Origin of the sequence: Amycolatopsis plumensis, assembly GCF_042652605.1 — a bacterium.
Classification (GTDB): Bacteria; Actinomycetota; Actinomycetes; order Mycobacteriales; family Pseudonocardiaceae; genus Amycolatopsis; species Amycolatopsis plumensis.
This window is the reverse complement of record NZ_JBHSJY010000001.1, coordinates 8622282-8642312: the sequence shown is the minus strand read 5'-3', so window position 1 is coordinate 8642312 and position 20031 is coordinate 8622282. Positions and strand designations below refer to the sequence as shown.

Genomic DNA, 20031 nt, shown 5'->3' with positions numbered 1-20031 from the left:
CTCCTCGTCTTGATCGATGGCTGGGGCAGCTTCACACCGGGGATTGGAACGGGCCTGAAACCGACGGCGACCCGGCCTCGCACAAACGCCACCAGCGAAAGGCGTGTCGCCGTGTTCGCCACGACGAGCGGCGCGAGCCGGATCATCCAGCCACACACGCCGACCTCGCCGCCGCTCAGGCCGGTGGCGACTACGTTCCCCTGAAATGACGGACCGAGGAGCAGCCGTCAAGCCCGGTTCTTCGCGATGTTACGGATCTTGCGGGTGTGCCCCGACTCGGCGAGCAGCGCCAGGACCGGCTGCGACGTCGATTCTTCGGCCAGAAGCCGCTGCATCCAGGGCGTGGCTTCGGCCAGTTCCGCCTCGGTCGGCACGTGACCGGCCTTCACCGACGAGTAGAGCAGCCAGTCACCGACCCGGCGGCGGACGAAGGCGCGGTTGCCTTCGGACCGGAGCCGGTCCGCCTCCGGCAGGATGCCGTCGGCCCACTCCCGGAACCCCGCCGGGCTCGCGGCCTTCGCCGCGACCCGGTCGACGAGGTCGACCACCGCCGACTTGGCCGCGAGCTGGTCGGGGTCGCGCACGAGTGCGGCCACGAGCTCGCGGTCACCGTCACGGTTCTCGCCGGCGGCAGCGACCGCGACGACGCGCCGGTAGGCGGACGACCGCACGTGCTCGTCGGCGAGGGCCTCGTCGACGTCCACGTCGACGAGGCCGGCGTTCGCCAGCAATGCGGTCAGATCGCCGCGCAGGGTCGCGGTGGGGTCACTTGTCACAAGGTTTGGCCTTCGCTTCGCGTTGTGCCCTCTGCTCCGCCTCCTGCGCCTGGTTGCGCCGGCCGAGCTTCCGGACGGCCTTCCGGATCTCCTTCTTGAAGTTTTCTACCACCTGCCGCTCCACGCGGCTGAGTTCCGGCTCGTCTTCCATCGGATGGCCGTTCGGGCCGATCCGGATGTTCCGCCTGCCGTTGAAGACGTGGGCGTGCGCGGGCCAGTCGTCGTCGTACTCGTGGACGACGATCCGGACGCCGTTCTTGATGACGTCGAGCAGGGAGAGCCCGAGCGGGTCGAGCCACACGAACGGGTTCGGCACGTAGCTGTGCGGTGCGTACCCGCCGACCAGGCCGATCGGGTCGGCGCTGAGGTAGCGGGCGGATTCCGGGTCGTAGTACCGGAAGTAGTTGTAGTTGAGCCCGGATTCCGGATCGGCGTACTGGCCGGGGAACCGCAGCGGGGTCGACGCGCCGCCGCCGTGGGCGACCGGCCGTCCCCACACCGTGGTCTGCGCGAACCACGCCACGTTCCCGTGCTCGTCCAGCAGTTCGGTCGGGGTGCCGACCAGGTCGGTGACGATCGCGTAGAACTTCTCGTCGGTGCTCCGGTGGTCGTCTTCGGTGCGCTCCACCTGGACGAGCGGCCGGTGGGACGACGGGTCGTAGTCCCAGGTCACCGAGCGCCGGTGGGTGACCTGCTCGGCCAGCGTCGTTCCGTCCCAGACGAAGTCGACCCGCTCCACGACCTGGCCGTGGGCGTGCCGCTCCTTCGCGATCCGCCGGCCGAGCGCGTCGTAGCGGTAACGCCAGTCGGCGCCGTCCGGCGTGCGCACGCCGAGCAGCCGGTCGTCGGCGTTCCAGGCGTACTGCCAGACGTCGGCGCCGCGCTGCTTGCGGACGACCCGGCCCTGCCGGTCGTACTCGTACCGCAGGGGACCTGCTTCGTGCAGCAGGGTTCCGGTGTAGCGCCACGGCCGGTCCGGCGCCTCGCCCTGCCTCGCCGCACCGGCCAGGTTGCCGGCGACGTCGTAGCGGTAGTGCTCGGACCACCGCCGGCCGTGCACCTGCTCGACCCGGCCGTACGCGTCGAGGTCGAAGCTGCGCGCGCCGGCGAGCCGGTCGGTGACGGCGGTGAGGTTGCCGTCCGGGCGGTAGCGGAAAGTGCGCTGCTGCACCGGTTCGGCCGCGCTCCCGCCCAGCACGGTCTGGCTGAGCAGTTGGTCGTTCGCGGTCCACGTCTGGGCGAGGCGCAGGCCCGCCGGGCTCCTCCGCGCGGTTTCCCGGCCCGCGGCGTCGTAGCTGAACGCCAGGGTGCCGGCGCCGCTGTGCAGGGCGACCGCCGAGCCGGCGGCGTCGAACTCCCACGCCGACACGGTGCCGCCCGGCGTCCGCCGGCGGACGCAGCGGCCGAGCAGGTCGTATTCCGACGTGACCGTCCGGCCGTTCACCGTCTCGGCCACCACCCGGCCGAGGGCGTCCCTGGTCAGCGTGATGGCCGAGTCGCGGCTCGACGCGGAGACGAGCCGCCCGGCGGCGTCGTAGGAGAAGCTCATCGTGTCCGCCGGGGACTGCGTCGCCACCACGCGGCCGCACGGGTCGCGGTGGTAGGTGGTCGTCTCTCCGGTGCCGTTGGTGTGGCTGACCAGCCGGCCGGCCGCGTCCCGTTCGTAGGTCGTCACGCGGCCGTTGAAGTCGGTTTCGCGCGCCAGGAAACCGGTCGCGTCGTACTCGTACCGCCACACCAGGCCTTGCGCGTTGGTGACGGTGGTCAGGTTCAGTTCCGTGTCGTAGCCGAACTCGACGCGGCTGCCGTCGGCGTTCACCTGGGCCACGGGCAGGGCGAAGTGGGTCGTCGCGATCGACAGGAAGGGGCCGTCGCCGACGGAGTACTCGGCGAAGTTGCCTTCCGGGTCGTGCCGCCACCGTTCGACCGTCCCGTCCGGACGCGTCCTGGTGAGTGGTTTCCCTTCCACGGTCCACGTCGTCCAGGTCGTGTTGCCCAGCGGGTCGGCCTCTTCGGTGATCCGGCCCAGCTCGTCCCGGCGGATCCGTGTCGTGTGGCCGAGCGGGTTGATCACCGCGGTGGGCAGGCCGCGGGCGTCCGTCTCGATCCGGTGCACGTTGCCCAGCGCGTCGGTTTCGCTCCGGCGGTGCCCGAGTTCGTTGTATTCGTAACGGGTGACCGCACCGGCGGGATCGGTTTCCTCGACGACGTTGCGGCGTTCGTCGCGCCGGTAAGTCCAGCGCGCGCCGTCGGGGTCGGTGACCGCGACGGTCGATCCGTGTTCGTCCTCGGTCCTGGTGGTGCTGGCGCCGTCCGGGTGGACGACGAGCGTGGGCTCCCCGGTCCGGCCGTACTCGTACCGCGTGGTGCGGCCCAGCGGATCGGTTTCCGCGGTGACCCGGCCGTAGGCGTCGCGTTCGTAAGAGGTCGTCGCGCCGAGCGGACCGACTTCGCGGACCAGCTGCCAGTCGTCGTCGAAGTGGTACGTGGTGACCGCGCCGAGCGAATTGCGGTAGGTGGTGACCCGGTTCCGCTCGTCGTACGCGATGGCGCAGGCGAGCGCGCCGCCGCTGCCGTCGGTTCGGACCACCCGGCCCGCGTGGTCGTAGTGGTAGGCGTACCAGTGGCCGTTCCGGTCGGTCCAGCGCGTGACCCGGCCGTCGCCGTCGTATTCGAACCGCATGGCGCGGCCGGACGAGTTGGCGACGGCGGTCAGCCGGCCGGCGTCGTCGTATTCGTAGCCGGCGAGGGGGATGTCGCCGCCGGATGCGCGCTTCAGGCGCAGTCCCGTGATCCGGCCGGCCACCGAGTCGACGGCGACGTGGTAGCCGCCGGAGTGGTCGATGGCCGTCGGCGTCCCGGCTTCGTCTCGGAGAATGGCGACGCGGTTGCCGTTGCGGTCGGTGATCACGGAGAGCAGTCCGCCTGCGACCGGCCCGGTTCCCGCCGGAGCCGCGAAGTGGCGAATCTGCCCGTCGCCCGGGCTGGTGACGGTGAACTCCCCGGCTCCGGTCGCGCGCAACGGCCAGCGGGCGCCGTGCGAGGGGAACACCGGGCTGCCGTCGGTCGCGGGCAGGGGGTAGGTCAACCGGACGCCGTCCGCCCCGACGTAGCAGACGCCGTCCGCGTCGACCTCGATCCGCTGGTCCACCGTGGACGCCCAGGACCGGCCGAACGACCGGCCGAGGCGGTAGGTCGAGATGTGCGTCCGACGCAGCACCAGGGGGAGCACGCCGGGCAGGTCGACGTCGGTCTGCGACATCAGCATCTCGCCCGTGGCGAGGTCGACCGGGTCGCCGCCGGTGCACTTCTCTTCGTTGGGCCGGCCGTCCTTCGCCGGGTCGGTGTTCTCGCGGGCGTCGGGCTCTTTCGGTTCCCCCGGCCGGTCGCCGGACGGGGTGGTGCCGTCGTCGCCGGCCTCGGACGGGTGGGTTTCCTCGCCGGCGGGCGTCCGCGGTTCTTCCCCGCCCGGCTTGGCGTGGGGTTCCTCGGCGGCCGAGGACACGTGGGTGGAGCCCTCGCCGTTCAGGTGGGGTTCGGCTTCGCCGGGACGCCCGTGCAGCTCGCTCATGATCTTCTTGACGGCGGCGAAGATCTCTTCCAGCTTGCTCATCAGCGGCCGCAGCTTCTCGACCGAGTTGATCAGCTTCTTGATGGCGGCGCCGATCTTCTCCATCCACGCCGAGACCTGCTCGACCACCTGCGCCACCACGACCGGCGTGCCCAGCCCGAGCGAGCAGACCTCCTCCAGCGCGTCCTGGATGAAGTCGCCGACGGCCTGGGTGACCATGTCCCGCACCAGGCCGCGCACCATGCCGGTGAGCACCCCGACGATCTCGACCACGGTGCTGATCGCGTTGGCGCAGGTGGCCGCCGCGGTGATGTGGTCGAGCTTCTTCTTGATCCCGGCGCGGTAGGAGTCCGCGGCCGCGCCCGCCCAGTGCGCGGTGTCCTGCTGCACCGTCGTGGCCAGGTCCTTCGCGGCCTGGCCGACGGCCTGCCCGACGTTCTTCCAGGTCTGCGCGTACGCGGCGATCTGGTCGGCGTCCCCGGCGAGGTGGTTCAGCGCGTCCTGCAACGGCTTCACGTGCTCGATCAGCCAGTTCAGCCCGTAGGAGATCAGCGTGCCGACCGGGTTCATCGCCATCGTCAGCAGGTCCAGCCCGGCGCCGATGGCCGCGATCCCGCCCTCGATCCAGTTCCCCGAGGAGATCCCGTCGTAGGCCCCGGCGGCGTCGTCGATGACGTTGATGCCGGTGTGCCAGTTCGTCGAGTCCTGCTTCTGCGCGACCAGCGGGTTGCTCACGACAGCCCCTTGCCGAGATCGGTCAGGGTCTTCGCGTGCGTCCGCTCGGCCTCCCGGTATTTCTCCGCCGCCTTGTCCACGGACTGCGACACCGAGCCCATCGCCTCCTTGGCCGCGTCGAGCGCGAGCAGCCCAGGCGCGCTCACCGCGAGCACCATCGGCACGAACAGCGGCCCGCAGATCAAGCCGTAGGCCTGGACGCCCATGGTCACCTGCTCGGCCGCCGACAGCGCCTGCCCGAGCGTGCGGGAGACCTGCTCCACGGCCTTCGCGTGCTTCGCCAGCTCGTCCGGCCGGACCTGGTAGCCCTCTCCTGCCATCGTGCCCCCTCGCTCACTCGCGGACCATGAACGAACCGCCGAAATCCTCGTCACCGCCGTCGTCCTCCGGCGGGCGGCGGGCCGGGCGCGGCGGCGGTGGCGGCGCCGGCTCGGCCGCGGTTTCCTCGATCCCGCCGATCCGCCGCACGTTCTCCGCCGCCGGTTCCGATTCTTCCGGTTCCGGTTGCGGTGCCGGGAATTTCGCCCGGTAATTGCCGACGATCGTGTCCACCGTGCGCTGGTCGTCCCCGATCGTGTCGGCCATGACGTCGGCCAGCCGTTCCGGCAACCGCGACTGTGCCCGGCGCAACGTGGTCAGCACGGCTTTCGCGACCTGCGCGCCGGACAGCTCGCGGACCCGGTCGGTGAGTTGCAGGTCGGTGACGTTCCCGGCCGAGTCCACGGAGACCGTGACCAGGCCGTCCCCGCCCGATTCGGTCACCGACACCTGGCCGACCGCCGCCTGCATCGCCTGGTAGCGCCGGGCTTTCTCCTTCGCCTGCGCCACCCACTGATCCACCTGCGCGGCCGGATCGCCCGTCGCGTCCGAAAACGGACCACTCATCGCCACCGTCCTGTTCTCTCCGGCCGTTCGACGCGAAGAGCAAACCACCGAGTTCCGGCCGGGTGGCCCGGACGGCGGGAATTACCCCGAACAGCGCAAGCGATTTTTCCCGGATCACCGAAATGTCTGTTTTCCTATTCTCTGGGCCTCTCCGTGCTGGTCTGTACCCGAGTGGGCGCATTGCCGCTCATCCCCAGATGCAGTGGGGTAGCTACTGAGGGACATTTGGAGCAGTGCCCACCATGGGAGCTTCGCGGCCGAAGCTGCGGCGGCCATCTCAGTCGAATCGCCCGCATGGCATGGTCCGCGACCTGCTAATCCGCCTTGAAGGTCATCGGCAATTGAGCGCGACCTGTGGGGACGAGAGCGAACCGGAAACCAAGTTCAACTCAGTTTCGTCGTGCGCCGCGCAGGAACATCGCTGGTGGCAGGTGACGCGTCGCTTGTCGCGCCGCTGCTCGGGCGTGAGGGTTGAGCAAGGAAGGCGAGGTCCTGACGCGGGGGGAGTACGCGGGTCGCCGACCGGCACAAGTTCAGATCAGAGGGCATGCACTGGTCGTTTGTGGGCCGCTGTGCACACGGGCGTGGTGGTCGCTGGCTGGGTGGTGCTGCTATCTGTGGTGTATGTCTTTGGGGCTGGCTCTTCAGAGCGCACTCGTCAGCGTCGCCACGACGACCGTAATCACATTCTTCTTTGAGTATGCGGCGAAGCCGCGGCTGGAAGCCAGGAAGGAGCGTATTCTAGCTAGGTGCAAACAACGGCGGGAGCTGGAGGCAAAAGTTCTCGTTATTCATCTTACCCCGAGTTGCGCCGCGAATCTCCGGAGCCCGAACTGCTGATCGATTCGATGCAATCAGCTTACGAGTGCTTGGCGGCGTGTGTGCTGCACCTCCGCCCCAGCGGCCGGATGACAATGTCGATGCGCTGGCGGTTCCGGAATTTTGAGCAACTCCGCTGGAGGAAGGTCTTGGAGGAGCTCAACGTTTGAAAGTAGGCTGCAAGCGGCCAGTGCTTCATCAAGCAACGTTGAGGTAATCGGGGGCGGCGGATGCTTCGAGCGTCGCGACGACCAGGCGCCGCTTGCGAGCTTTCCATGTGCGACATCGGCCCGGATTATGGTGGGCCTCTCTGTGACCTTGGGTGCAGTAAGAGGTCTGCTCAGGGTTGATTTGGCACCTTGCGTCTCAGTCTGCGGTCTCACTGCCTGTCGAAGATGAAAGCGAGCTTCCGTACCATGAAGCGGGCGTCGTGTCGTGGTTGATTCGCTCCTCGGACTCGCCGACTGCAGGCCCGACGAGATCAGCTCCATCGCCGGAGATTCGGCCAGCGTCGACATGTCGCCGCCCCGCTGGTTGTCCGCTTCCCGGCATACGCTGACGAAGGGGTCCGAAGGCCGGAGTGCCCGAACCGTAAGGTGCCAGGTGCGGGTTCGACTCATGGAGGTGGAGATCGAACTGGCCGCCGCGGTGACGGCGTTGCGCTACGAGTTGATCGAGGCGGCGGCACGGCACGAATCAGGTCAGCAGGTCGGTTTCAGGGTCAGCCCGATCGAGCTGGAGTTCGCCGTCGAGCTGAGGGCGGACGCGAAGGCAAAGGCCGGGTTCAAGGCCTGGGTGCTCTCCGCCGATGCCGAGGTGGGGGTCGCGCGCGCCCGGACTCACAAGGTCAAGCTCACCGTCACGCCAACGACGCCTGACGGTGGCGACCTGATGATCGCCGGCGACCCGGCCCGCGCACCCGGTCCCGGTGTCCTGGACCAGGACGAGTTGCACGCAGCCGCCCGCCGCCGGTGACGAGTTCGGGGCTGATATGCACCCGATTGGCCGCACTGTCGCTGCCGGCCGTGGACGGCGATCTGGATGCGGCTCATCAGGTGGCCTGGGTGAGAAGATTCCGGTCGCCGGCCCTGAGTCGGTGTCACCTAACGAGTCGGATTGATCACAGCTCGGCTTGCTAACGTTTTCGCTCGCGTCGATTCGCCCCCGAAGATGGCCTTGGTTCCCAGGTCGGAGCTGGCCCTGGGCGGCAAGTAGAGCCTACATGTTGGTAAGTAACCGGCAATCGCGTAAACCCGTCTTGGTGAATCCTTGATTTGCTGCTAGAAGTTCTCGGGGATCAAGATCGGGTTCGGTCGACGCAGTTCGGCCGGAGGTGGGGGAGTCTTCGTGCGCTTACTTCGTCGTGCCGTGTTGCCTGTCTTCGTGGCCGGCATCTTGGCGGCTTCGGTTTCGCCTGTCGCCGCGGCGGCCGAATCAACCGGTGAGTCGGCGGCGGTGGCTGCTGGTCTCGCTGCCGCGAAGCGGTCCGGTGTGGCCGTTGGTGTTCCCGCGGAGACCACTGAATACGCGGAAGTCTTCGCCAACCCGGACGGCACCGTGACCCGGCGGGAGAGCTTCGAGCCCCAGCGGATCAAGCGTGCCGGCTCGTGGGTTCCGGTCGACCTCACGCTCACGGCGCGGCCCGACGGCACGGTGCGTCCGAATGCCGCTCCTGTTGAAGTCCGGCTTTCCGACGGCGGTGCCGGCGAGATCCTCGCGGCCGCGACGAAGGGCGAGCACGAGATCGGTCTCGGGTGGCCGGGGACGCTGCCCGCACCGAAGCTGGACGGTCCGGTCGCCACCTACGCCGAGGTCATTCCCGGCGTGGACCTCAAGGTCACCGTGACGACGAAGGGGTTCAGCGAGCACCTCGTGGTGAAGACCCCGGAAGCCGCGCGCGATCCGAAGCTGCGTGAGATCAAATTCGGCAACCACACTCGCGGGCTGACGCCGCGCAAGACCGGCACGGGCACCCTCGAAGCGGTGGACGCGGACGGTGAAGTCGTCTTCCGCGGTGACGCTTCCAAGATGTGGGACTCGTCCGGCGGAGCGACGCCGAGTGTCTCGGCGCGCTCCGCGACGGTGCCCGAACCGGTGCAGCCGCCGAAGAAGGCGACGATGGACGTCGTCGTCACGCCGGAGGCGACCGTGGTCAAGCCGGACACCGCCTTTCTCACCGACCCCGCCCGGGTCTTTCCCGTGGTGATCGACCCGGAGTACTCCTGGCCGGGCGCCAAGCAGAACCACGTCGTGGTCCAGGAGCCGTGGCCGGAGGAGCACAACTTCAACAAGACCGACGGAGAGCTGGGCGACTTGAAGGCGGGCTATCAGGGCGGGTACCGGTCGCGGTCCTACTTCAGCGTCGACGTCTCGGCGATGCGTGGGAAGGTCATCCACCGGGCCACCATGCGGACGCGGGTCGTGCACTCCTACTCCTGCAACGGCGGATCGACCGAGCTGTGGCGCACCGGCGGCATCGGCTGGGGCACCACCTGGAACGCCCAGCCCGGCTGGGAGGTCAACCTCGGCGGGATCGGCAAGTCCAACAACGCCAAGTACTGCCCGACCGACGGTGCGGCCGAGGTGCGCATCGACGACACCGCGCGCCAGGCCGCGAACGGCGGGTGGACCACTCTGACGTTCATGCTCAAGGCCGCCAACGAAGGCCAGCAGAACGACTGGCGGCGGTTCGCGCTCGACCCGGTGATCGACTACGTCTACAACTCCGTGCCCGGCCTGCCCGCCGACCTCGGCATGGAAGGCGGCCAGATCCCGTGCGCGTCCGGCGACTCCCGGCCGTACGTGTTCACTGCGACGCCGCGGCTGCGTGGCCGGGTGTCCGACCCCGATGGCGGCATGCTCACTGCCCGGTTCTCCCTGCACAAGGGAAAGCTCGGCGCCAGCAGCGAGGTGTGGTGGACGACGACGTCGAACATCCCGTCCGGCTCGTTCGCCGAGGTGACCGTGCCGTCCGGGGTGGTGACCGGCGAAGGTGTCTACAACTGGTCGATGTACGCCAGTGACGGCGGCAGCAACTCCGTCTGGGTGGGCAACTGCGAGTTCGAAGTGGACAAGACGCCACCGGGAACGCCGACCGTGACATCGGCGGACTACCCGGTCGGTGGTGACGTCGCAGCCGGCGGTATCGGCCAGACCGGCGCCTTCACCGTGACGGCGAACAACCCGGACGTCCAGTACTTCCTGTGGTCGGTGACCGACCAGCAGAACGACGACCCGAAGAACCGGGTGACAGCCGACCGGCTCGGCGGCAGCGGCGTGTTCCGCTGGACGCCCGCCACCGACGGCCCGCAGACGGTCTTCGTGCGCGCCGCCGACCGCGCGGGCAACCTGTCGCCGATCGTCAAGTACTCGATCCTCGTCCGGGCCGGTGATCCGCTGACCGGCAACCTGAAGGCGCACTGGAAACTCGACGGCGACTTCGCCGACGCCTCGGGTGCGGGACAGCCGCTGACCCCGATCGGCGGCGCGGCGCCCACCGCCCCGGGGTACCTCGGCAACGCGGTCGCGCTCGGAACGGGCAAGCGGCTCTCGGCCGCTGGCCCGGCCGTCGACACGGCGAAGAGCTTCTCGGTGTCCGCGTGGGTGCGGCTGGACCAGATCGGCGCCTGGCCGGCGGCGGTGTCGCTGGACGGCAAGCGCACCAGCGGGTTCCAGCTGCAGGGCTCGCCCGAGGGCAAGTGGTCCCTGGCGATGTTCGGCGCCGACGCCGACGGTGGGGGAGCACCGCACTCCCGCGCTATCTCGGCCCAGTCCGTGCAGACGGGCGTCTGGACCCACCTGACCGGCGTCTACGACCAGGCCGTCGGCAAGCTCCGCCTCTACGTCAACGGCGCTCCGGCCGCCGAGATCGCGCACACGAGCACGTGGTCGGCGACCGGCGACGTCCAGATCGGCGCGGCGCTCTGGAACGGTAGCCGGGTCGACTACTTCCCGGGCGCGGTCGACGACGTCCGTCTCTACCAGCGGGTGCTCGTGGGCAGTGAAGCCGCGGCCCTGGCCAACGAATCGGTGCTGCGGGCGCACTACCGGCTCGCCGAAGGCAGCGGGACGACGACCAAGGACGCGGTCAGCGGCCGGGACGCCACGTTCCAGGGCAGCGCCGCCTGGACCCAGACCGACGGTTTCCCCGCGGCGAAGTTCACCGGCATGCCGGACGCCGGGTACGGCTCGGTCGAAGGAGCACGGCCCGACCTGCGCACGGACCGGTCGTACACGGTGTCCGCGTTCGTGCGGATGGACGCGGCGGACGAGGCACCTCGCACCGCCGTGAGCCTCCGCGACACCCGGTTCTCGCCGTTCATGCTGCAGTACCGGCCCGAGGTCAAGAAGTGGTGCTTCTTGATGTCCCTCGGCGCGGACCAGGAAGGCGGCTGGTGGGTGCCCGCCGAAGCCGACGTCGCGACGCAGCAGTGGGTGCACCTCACCGGTGTCTACGACCTCGCTGCCAAGGAGGCCCGGATCTACGTCAACGGCCGGTTCGCCGGCCGGCTCGGCGGGGTCGTCGGCTGGAACGGCACCGGTGGCCTGATGTTCGGCGGCAGCCGCTGGGTCGGCCGGGACGTCGATCCTTTCAACGGCGCCGTACGCGCGGTGCGGGTCTACTCCGGCACCTTGACCGACAACCAGATCCGGCAGCTGCCGGTGCAGGACTGACCCTCCACTCTCCTTCCCTTCGCGACCCGAATCTGGAGTTCGGCATGTCCGGAAGACGTTTCGTGCCCCAGCTCGCCCTCGTCCTGGCCGCGGTGATGGCCACGACGACGGTGCAAGCCGTTCCCGCCGCGGCCGGCGAACCGAGCTTCGTCCACCTGCCGGATCTCCAGCAGGAGAAGTCCGTCCCCGGCGGCCCGGTGCCGGTTCGCCCGCTGCCGGTGAACGCCGTCGACCAGGCCGTGGCCCGGCCGAGCGCGGAAGTGAAGTGGCCGGGTGCGGCCACCGCGGAGACGACCGCACCTGGGCCAGCCGCGAGATCGGCCGCGGCGCCGGGCTTCCGGCAGGCCGGCTCGCTCCCGGTCGCGGTGGCCCTCGATGAGCCGCCGGCACAGGCTCGGTCGGCCGCGCCCGCGGCCGACGCGAAGGTCCGGGTGGAAACGTACGATCAGCGCCGCGCGGAGAAGGCCGGCGTCACCGGGCTGGTGCTGGCGGTCGAGGACGCCGGCGGCGCGGCCGGGCGGTCGATGTCGGTCCGGGTCGACTACCGCGGCTTCGAAACCGCCTTCGGTGGGGACTACGGCTCCCGGCTCAAGCTCGTCCGGCTGCCGGAGTGCGCGGCGCGGACCCCGGAACGCGCCGAGTGCCGCACGGCGACGCCGGTGGAGACGATCAACGACGCCGCTGCGCGAACAGTGACCGCCAAGGTCACGTTGCCCGCTGAACAGCGCGCCACGACATCCCGGGTCATGCTGGCCGCCGCGGCCGCGCCGTCCGGTGCGGGTGGCTCGTTCGAGGCCACCGGGCTGTCCCCGGCCGGCTCGTGGTCCGCCGGAGGTTCGAGCGGCGACTTCACCTATTCGGTGCCGCTGCGCGTGCCGCCGCCCAACGCCGGTGTCGCCCCGAAGCTCGGCCTCGGCTATTCCTCCGGCACGGTCGACGGTCGCACCAGCGCGACCAACAACCAGGCCGCGGCCCCGGGCGACGGCTGGGAGCTGTCCGCCGGCGGGTTCATCGAGCGCCGCTACAAGGCCTGCGCCGACGACCTCGGCGGGAGCCAGGGTGACCGCAAGACCGGCGATCTTTGCTGGGCGACCGACAACGCGGTCATGAGCCTCAACGGCGTCTCGGCGGAACTGGTCCTCAAGGACGCCAAGGCCGGTCTGTGGGTGCCGAAGCACGACGACGGTTCCCGCATCGAACACCTCACCGGCGCCACGAACGGTGACGACAACGGCGAGCACTGGAAGATCACCAGCAGCAACGGCACGCAGTACTTCCTCGGCCTCAACCGGCTTCCCGGCTGGACGCAGGGCAAGCCGGAGACCCGCTCGACCTACACCGTGCCCGTGTTCGGCAACAACGGCGGTGAGCCGTGCGCCAAGACCGCGTTCGCGGACTCCTGGTGCCAGCAGGGCTACCGCTGGAACGTCGACTACGTCGTCGACCCCAACGGCAACGCGACGACGTACTACTACGAGCCCGAAACGAACTTCTACGGCCGGGACATGGCTGCGGACAAGCAGACCTCGTACGTCGCCGCCGGCCAGCTCCGCCGGATCGAGTACGGTCTGCGCGCGAACGCGCTGTTCGCTCCGGCGCCGTCACGCGTCTGGTTCGACACCGCCGAGCGGTGCCTGCCGACGAGCACCTTCGCCTGCAACGCCGACCAGCTGACCAAGGACACCGCCAAGAACTGGCCGGACGTGCCGTTCGACCGGATCTGCAAGGCCGGCGAGAAGTGCGACAACCGGACCTCGCCCGCGTTCTTCAGCCGCAAGCGACTGGTCAAGGTCCTGACCCAGATCCGCCGCGACGACGTCACCGGCGACGCCCAGTGGCGAGACGTCGACGCGTGGACACTGCGTCACCAGTTCCCGGACACCGGCGACGGGCTGTCCCCGGCGCTGTGGCTGGCCGGGATTACCCACACCGGACTGGCCGGGGGCACCGAAGCCCTGCCCGAAATGGTGTTCCACGGCCTGTCGATGCCGAACCGCGTCTCGACCGGCGACGGCCTGCCGCCGATCACGCGCTACCGCATCGAGCGCGTCCAGAACGAAGCCGGCGGAATCACCGAGGTCAAGTACTCCGACCGCGAATGCGTCTGGGGTTCGGCGATGCCTGCGAACCCGGAGAGCAACGGCAAGCTCTGCTTCCCGAGCTGGTGGCTGCCGGAGCACGGCTACGACGCGGTGCTGGGCTGGTTCCACAAGTACGTCGTCAAGGCGGTCACCGAGGACGACCGGACCGGCGGTTCGGCGCTGAAGAAGACGGCTTACGACTACCTCGGCGACGCCGCCTGGCACTTCGACGACGCCGAATTCAGCGAGCCGAAGCACCGGACCTGGTCCCAGTGGCGTGGGTTCGGCGAGGTCCGCACGATTACCGGCGAGCCCGGCACCACGCAGACGGTGACGGTCGAGCGGTTCCTGCGCGGCATAGACGGTGACCGGTTGCCGAGCGGGACCCGCTCGGTGCAGGTGGCGCCGTCCGAGGGCGCCAAGGTCACCGACGCGGAGGCGCTGGCCGGGTTCACGCTGGAGTCGCAGTCCTACGAGGGCGGCAAGCTCGTCTCCTCGTCGGTCAAGGTGCCGTGGCTGCACGGTCCGACGGCGACGGCGGGCGAGGACAAGGCGTACATGACGAACGTCGAGACCACCCGCGGGCGCACCCTGCTCGGCGATGGGAGCTGGCGGCGCACCGAGGTCAAGAACTCCTTCGACGGCCACGGCAACGTCGTCCAGGTCGACGACGCCGGGGACCTCGCGGTGACCGGCGACGAGACCTGCGCCCGCACCGAGTTCGCGGCGAACGACACCGCGTGGATCCAGGACCGCCCGTCGGGCGTGCGCACGGTTGCGCTCCCGTGCTCGGCCGACGAGAACACCCCCGGCAAGCTGATCGGCAAGGTCCGCCAGAGCTACGACGGCCTCGCCTCCGGCACCGCGCCCACCAAGGGCAACCTGACCGCGACCGAGCGCTGGACCGGCACGGATTGGCAGCTGACCCAGGGCACGACCTACGACGACCTCGGCCGGCCCGTCAAGGTGGTCAACTCCGTCGGCGACGAGGTCACCTCGGCCTACGAGCCGGGACCGGAGTTCGGCGTCCGCAAGGTCACCAAGACCGACCCGCTCGGCTACCAGTCGGTGACCACCATGGATCCGGCGCACGGGCTCACGACGTCTGATGTGGACATCAGTGGCCGTCGCGCCGACATGGAGTACGACGCGCTCGGCCGGCTCGTCCGCGCCTGGGCGCCCGGTCAGTCCAAAGCGGACAAGAAGGATCCGACCAGCACGTTCGGCTACCGTTATCGGACCGACGCGCCGACCGTCGTCACGACGGGTTCGCTGCGGGAGAGCGGCGGCTACACGACCTCGTACACGCTGTACGACGGCCTGCTGCGCGAGCGGCAGACACAGCTGCCCGCCGTCGCCGGCGGCCGGATCGTCAACGACTGGTTCTACGACTCCCGCGGGCTCAAGGCGAAGGTCAACGGCTCGTACTACAACGACCAGGCCGCGGGCGACGCGCTGCTCGGCGTGCTGGACAACGCCGTGCCGAACCAGACGGTCACCGAGTTCGACGACCAGCAGCGCGAAACCGCGGTGATCTTCCGCAAGCTCGGCGTCGAGCAGTGGCGGACGAGCTCCAGCTACGCGGCCGACCGCGTGACCACCGTGCCGCCGCTGGGCGGGACGACCACCACGGTCATCCGTGACGTCCACGGCAACGCCGTCGAGAAAATCCAATACCACGGCCGTGAGGCGACCGGGGACCACGACTCGACGAAGTACAAGTTCGATGTGCGCGGCCTGATGACCGAGCTCGTCGGACCGGACAACGCGAAGTGGACCTACGAGTACGACCTCCTCGGCCGCAAGGTCGCCGACCACGACCCGGACGCCGGCGAGCGGCGGTACACGTACACGGCACTCGACCAGCTCGAGACCTCGACCGACGGTCGCGGGGTCCGGTTGCGGACCGAGTACGACAAGCTCGGCCGCCAAGTCGCGCAGTTCGAGCGGCCGGCCGCCGACGCCACCGAGACGAAGGTGGCCGGCTGGTCCTACGACTTGGTCAAGCGCGGCACGGTGGACGCGTCCACCCGCTACGCCGGCGGCAAGGCCTACACCAAGCAGGTCGTCTCCTACGACACGGCGAACCGGCCCACCGAGACCAAGGTCGTCATCCCCGACGGCGAAGGCAAGCTGACCGGCAGCTATTCGTTCAAGACCTCCTACGACGCCAAGACCGGCCAGGTCACCTCACGCACCCAGCCGGGCGCCGGCGGCCTCGATCCGGAGCTGATCAGCTACTACTACAACGACCTCGGGCTGCCCACCGAGACCCAGGGCACCGACACCTACGTCCCGGAGCACCTGTACTCCAAGTACGGGGAGACGCTGCGGCTGACGATGGGCTCGGGCAGCAAGAAGGTCTACACCTCGATGTTCTACGAGGAGGGCACGCGGCGCCTGGCCGGCGTCGACGTCCAGCGCAACCTCGAGAGCGGTGCCTACCTGGCCAAGCGCAGCTACGGCTACGACCCGGCGGGCAACATCACGAGGCTGGCCGACACCCCGCCGGGCGCGGTCGGGGACGTGCAGTGTTTCGGCTACGACTACCTCAAGCGGATGACCGGCGCGTTCACCCCGAAGAGCGGGAACTGCGGCGAGCAGCCGTCGGTCGCCGGGCTGGGTGGGACGGCACCGTACTGGCGCGAGTACGCCTACGACAAGGGCGGCAACCGCGTCTCCGACGTCGAGCACACGGCGGCGGGGGACAGCACGCGGACCTACGCCTACGGCGGCCCGGACGGCGCCCAGCCGCACACGCTCCGGACAGTCACCCAGACCGGGCCGACGGGCACGGCGAAGGACGAGTTCGCCTACGACCCCACGGGCAACACGACCAGCCGCAAGGTGTCGGGTTCGTCGCAGACCCTGGAGTGGGACGCGAGCGGACGCCTGGCGAAGCTCAAGGAGCACGACGGGCGTGAGTCGTCGTTCGTCTACGACGCCGACGGCGGCCGGCTCATCAAGCGCGAGTCCGGCACCACGACGCTCTACCTCGACGGCATGGAGCTGGTCGTGCGCAACGCGACCCAGGAGCTGACCGGGCGTCGGTACTACGACCACGGCGGCTCCGAGGTCGCGGTGCGGACGTCCGGCTCGGGCGGCGGCCTGTCGTGGCTGCTGGGCGACCACCAGGGCACGGCGTCGATGACCATCAACGCGTCCACTTTGGAGGGCAAGTCCCGCCAGGCGGATCCGTTCGGCAACCCGCGGGGGAAACAGCCCGCCTCGTGGGCCGACGACAAGGGGTTCGTCGGCGGTACGAAGGACGACAGCGGCCTGACCCACCTCGGCGCGCGGGAGTACGACCCGGTCACCGGCCGGTTCGCCTCGGCCGATCCGGTCCTGGACGTCGACGATCCGCAGCAGCTCAACGGGTACGCCTACGGCAACAACTCGCCGGTGACGAACTCGGATCCGAACGGCCTTTACTGGAAGACCGTCTCGGTGGCCCAGCGGACCGCGGTGACGACGGTTCTCTGGACGCTTTTCTACGTCGGGCTGTTCATGCCGATCGTGATGTTCGTGGCCGTGACGTATTGGGTCGTGCAGGTCTTCTACTACCGCATCTGGATCGACCCGCCGTGGACGGGCGGCGGCGGTGGCGCAGGCGCGGGCGACGCGAAGCAGCAGGCGCTCAAGGAAGCGGGCCTGAGCCAGGCGGAGTACGAGGAAGCCAAGAAGGCGGCGGCGGACAAGCGCAGCTGGATCGACGTGGCGATCCAGGTGGGCGGCGACATCCTGCAGGAGATCATCGGCGTGAAGGGCGTCGTCGACAACTGCATCAAGGACTTCAACCTGGCTGGCTGCGCCTGGGAGATCCTGACGTCGTTGCCGTGGGGCAAGGTCCTCAAGGGCGGCAAGATCGTCGACAAGATCGTGTCGGCGTTCAAGGACACATTGACGTGGATGCGTCGCCGCGACAAGGCAGCGGCGGACCTGCGGCGGGTCGAGCAGGCCGAGGAACGGCTGTCGAAGGTGACGGGGTGCAACAGCTTCGCGCCGGGGACGTTGGTGTTGATGGCGGACGGGAGCCGTCGTCCGATCGAAGAGATCCGGCTTGGCGACCGAGTGTTGGCGACGGACGTCTCGACGGGGCGCAGCACGTCGCGCGAGGTGGTCGCGACGATCATCGGGCAGGGTTGGAAGCACCTCGTCCGTATCACGGTGGCGGGCCAGGCGCCGATCGTGGCGACGGACGGTCATCCGTTCTGGGTGCCCGACCAGCAGCGGTGGGTCCCGGCCAGGGAACTGAGCGGTGGGAGCCGGCTTCAGACGAGTTCCGGGACGCTTGTCGAGGTGGCGGCCGTCCGCAGCTGGGACCAGCACACCCGCGTTCACAACATCACCGTCGATGCCGATCACACGTACTACGTTGTGGCCGGAGATGAGGCACTTCTCAACCACAATTCGACTCCGTGGAGTTCCTGCGGCCGGTTCGATCCGGACGGACATCCGGTCGACGGCACGAAGCTGCCGACCAACAGGGCGCTCGACGCGGCCGAGAAGTGGTTGGGCCCCGGCTATCGCGAACCTGTTCCGGGTAGCGGGAGATTCGTCTCTCAGGACGGATCCAGGGTAGCGCGCATGGGCGACTCCGATATTCTGGGCAGGCACGGCGGTGGTCCACACATGAACTTCGAGCGGCTCGCGCCCAATCCGCAAAAGCCGGGAAGAAGCATGGTTGTCGAGAACCGACACATTTACATCGATTAGGAGTGCGTTTTGGAGCAGTTGATCGGTTTCGAACGGTATGATCCGGCCAGCGGGCTCACGCTTCGTTGGGAAGAGGGTTTCGAACTGGACGTGAATATCGATTCAGGCGAGGTTCTGCTGAGAGGGAACCCGGCTGGCTTGGTTTCGCTGGCACGGCATCTGCTCACCCTCGCGCAGGAGGGAGTCCCGTCCGGGGCGCACGTTCACCTGACCGCCGGGCAGGAGGTTGACGGCGAGGTGGACTTGATCGTGGAGCGCGTGGACGACTGACCCGCCGGACTCTTGCGATCGTCGTCCGGCTGAGGAGCTTCGGCCGATCGACCCGGAGCCGGAGCCGGATCCGCGCCGGCTGGTCTTCTACCTGAGCGAGGTGGCTGATGAGGGGCCGAGTGCCGTACGGTGTGGGGGCGCACGACGACCTTGCGGCCCTTTCGCGCGTGACGCGCTCGCCGATGGCTTTGGCATCGTCGGCGCGGAGCTGGCCGCGCGGGCGGTGGTCGATGCGGTCGACGAGGAGTTCAGGTCGGTCACCGAACCGGACGGCCGGAAGCTGCTCGCGCACATCGGCGACGCGGTCGAGCCGGGTGCGGGCTGTTGGTGGACGAGGATCCCGGTCGGCGGTCCGGCACGCCGGGAGATGGACACGGTCGTGAGGAACCTGAGCTGAGCAGTGGAGGTGCCGCCCTGTACCGGTTGGTCGATGAGAGCCGGGCCATCGTGCTGGTCGAGGCCGAAGAACTGGAGGGGTTCTTCGCCTCTCCGGGTGACGATGCCCCGGAAGTCGTCTTCCGCCGGGCGAAGTTGAGTGACGAGCGGCCGCGGCAGGTCGAGGATGCGGTTCTCGAGATAGTGAATGGGCGGCGGGACAAGGTAGGCGAGTATCTCGTCGGACGGGTGATCTTCGGTGGCTTCCACCCGAAGCGCGTTGCGTTCCGTTTTTTCGGTGACCGGTGTGAATTTCCTGAAGCGGCCGCGATCTGGCGACGTTGGGCGTCGGGGCCGCCGCTGCGAGCCGGAGAGTGGCTTCGGCTTCCGGTCCGCCACCACCCGGCGTGGCTGCACGTCGTGCAGAACTCGTGGTTCGCCACCGGGCACGGTTCTGGTGGTTGCGCGGACGCTGAGATGATGACACTGAACGGCGCCTCGGTCGTGACGAAGGCCGGCTTCTACTGTGCGCTGGGTGAGGCGGCCAGGGGCCCGGGCGGCTACTTCGGGTCGAACCTCGACGCACTCGTCGACTGTCTCCGCTCCGCTCCGGCCGGTAAACGGCCGGCCACGCTGTTGTGGAACGACTTCTTCTCGTCCGAAGAGGCGCTGGGTGCGGAGTTCCTCGATGCTGTCACGGCCGTTCTGGAGGAGTTCGGCGTGATCGTCGAGGCTCGGTGAACGGTCCGGGCCGAGCAACCAGTTCGGCCCGGAGACGTTGGTGCTTTTGGGCCGGGGGATGTTCGAGCGGCCTGGTCCGGCCTGGCGCAGTGACGAGCTGACTGTCGACTACGAGCTTTCGTCTGCTATGAAGACGACCAGCTCCCGGTGGTCGAAACCGCAATCCTCCAGCAGCTTCCGCGCGGCGCCATCATCCCCCGTCTTCGGCGTCGGCTGAGCTTGAACCAGTTGCGGCGTGAGCGTCCGGGCCGGGCAGCGGTAATACTTACTGTGCTTTCGTGGGCTGCCTTCCATTTTCTTCCTCGGGAAGGACGGTTCGACGATCGTCATCCACGACCCCACGCACCCCGACGGCGGAACGATCTTCCGAGGGGATCCGAGCAAGGTG

General features: G+C 69.0%; 11 protein-coding genes. 6 read left to right on the top strand and 5 right to left on the bottom strand.

Going from position 1 to position 20031, the window contains the following annotated elements:
• Positions 1 to 227 precede the first annotated feature (227 nt).
• From ACFPLC_RS41520 to ACFPLC_RS41505, 4 genes are read right to left on the bottom strand one after another with little or no spacing between them, the layout of a single operon-like run.
• Entirely contained in the window at positions 228 to 776 is a 549-nt protein-coding gene (locus ACFPLC_RS41520; RefSeq protein ID WP_378199985.1) for a hypothetical protein, read from the bottom strand.
• Complete coding sequence (locus tag ACFPLC_RS41515) at positions 766 to 5082, bottom strand: DUF6531 domain-containing protein (protein WP_378199982.1); 4317 nt, start codon at positions 5080 to 5082, stop codon at positions 766 to 768. Before ACFPLC_RS41515 ends, ACFPLC_RS41520 begins: the two co-directional genes overlap by 11 nt.
• The gene (locus ACFPLC_RS41510) at positions 5079 to 5402 is read right to left on the bottom strand and encodes a type VII secretion target (protein ID WP_378199979.1); all 324 of its coding nucleotides are present in this window, start codon (positions 5400 to 5402) and stop codon (positions 5079 to 5081) included. The genes ACFPLC_RS41515 and ACFPLC_RS41510 overlap by 4 nt, the downstream gene beginning before the upstream one ends.
• A 13-nt stretch (positions 5403 to 5415) precedes the next feature.
• Entirely contained in the window at positions 5416 to 5967 is a 552-nt protein-coding gene (locus ACFPLC_RS41505; protein WP_378199976.1) for a YbaB/EbfC family nucleoid-associated protein, read from the bottom strand.
• Positions 5968 to 7389: 1422 nt separating this feature from the next.
• Here ACFPLC_RS41505 and ACFPLC_RS41500 point away from each other — a divergent pair.
• The 6 genes from ACFPLC_RS41500 to ACFPLC_RS41475 all read left to right on the top strand — a co-directional run bounded on the left by ACFPLC_RS41500 (position 7390) and on the right by ACFPLC_RS41475 (position 19643).
• A complete protein-coding gene (locus ACFPLC_RS41500) occupies positions 7390 to 7761 on the top strand; it encodes a trypco2 family protein (RefSeq protein WP_378236124.1) in 372 nt (123 codons plus the stop codon).
• Between the two features lie 408 nt (positions 7762 to 8169).
• A complete protein-coding gene (locus ACFPLC_RS41495; protein WP_378236123.1) occupies positions 8170 to 11460 on the top strand; it encodes a LamG-like jellyroll fold domain-containing protein in 3291 nt (1096 codons plus the stop codon).
• Between the two features lie 44 nt (positions 11461 to 11504).
• Positions 11505 to 18257: a polymorphic toxin-type HINT domain-containing protein gene (locus tag ACFPLC_RS41490; RefSeq protein WP_378199967.1), complete on the top strand. Its 6753-nt coding sequence runs from the start codon at positions 11505 to 11507 to the stop codon at positions 18255 to 18257.
• A 9-nt stretch (positions 18258 to 18266) separates the two neighbouring features.
• Positions 18267 to 18527, top strand: coding sequence for an Imm32 family immunity protein (locus ACFPLC_RS41485; RefSeq protein WP_378199964.1), 261 nt, complete (start codon positions 18267 to 18269; stop codon positions 18525 to 18527).
• 223 nt (positions 18528 to 18750) lie between these two features.
• On the top strand, positions 18751 to 18924 hold the full coding sequence (locus ACFPLC_RS41480; protein WP_378236122.1) for a hypothetical protein: 174 nt from the start codon (positions 18751 to 18753) through the stop codon (positions 18922 to 18924).
• A gap of 26 nt (positions 18925 to 18950) precedes the next feature.
• Positions 18951 to 19643: a barstar family protein gene (locus ACFPLC_RS41475; protein WP_378199958.1), complete on the top strand. Its 693-nt coding sequence runs from the start codon at positions 18951 to 18953 to the stop codon at positions 19641 to 19643.
• A gap of 108 nt (positions 19644 to 19751) precedes the next feature.
• Here the strand turns inward: ACFPLC_RS41475 and ACFPLC_RS41470 are convergent, their stop codons facing one another.
• Positions 19752 to 19973 carry a hypothetical protein gene (locus ACFPLC_RS41470; protein ID WP_378199955.1) on the bottom strand — a complete coding sequence of 74 codons (222 nt, stop codon included), beginning with the start codon at positions 19971 to 19973 and terminating at the stop codon, positions 19752 to 19754.
• Positions 19974 to 20031: the final 58 nt, after the last annotated feature.

Bases quoted from the DNA above. Each gene is read 5' to 3' on its own strand.
- ACFPLC_RS41510 (WP_378199979.1), bottom strand. From the start codon at position 5,402: ATGGCAGGAGAGGGCTACCAGGTCCGGCCGGACGAGCTGGCGAAGCAC.
- ACFPLC_RS41505 (WP_378199976.1), bottom strand. From the start codon at position 5,967: ATGAGTGGTCCGTTTTCGGACGCGACGGGCGATCCGGCCGCGCAGGTG.
- ACFPLC_RS41490 (WP_378199967.1), top strand. From the start codon at position 11,505: ATGTCCGGAAGACGTTTCGTGCCCCAGCTCGCCCTCGTCCTGGCCGCG.
- ACFPLC_RS41470 (WP_378199955.1), bottom strand. From the start codon at position 19,973: ATGACGATCGTCGAACCGTCCTTCCCGAGGAAGAAAATGGAAGGCAGC.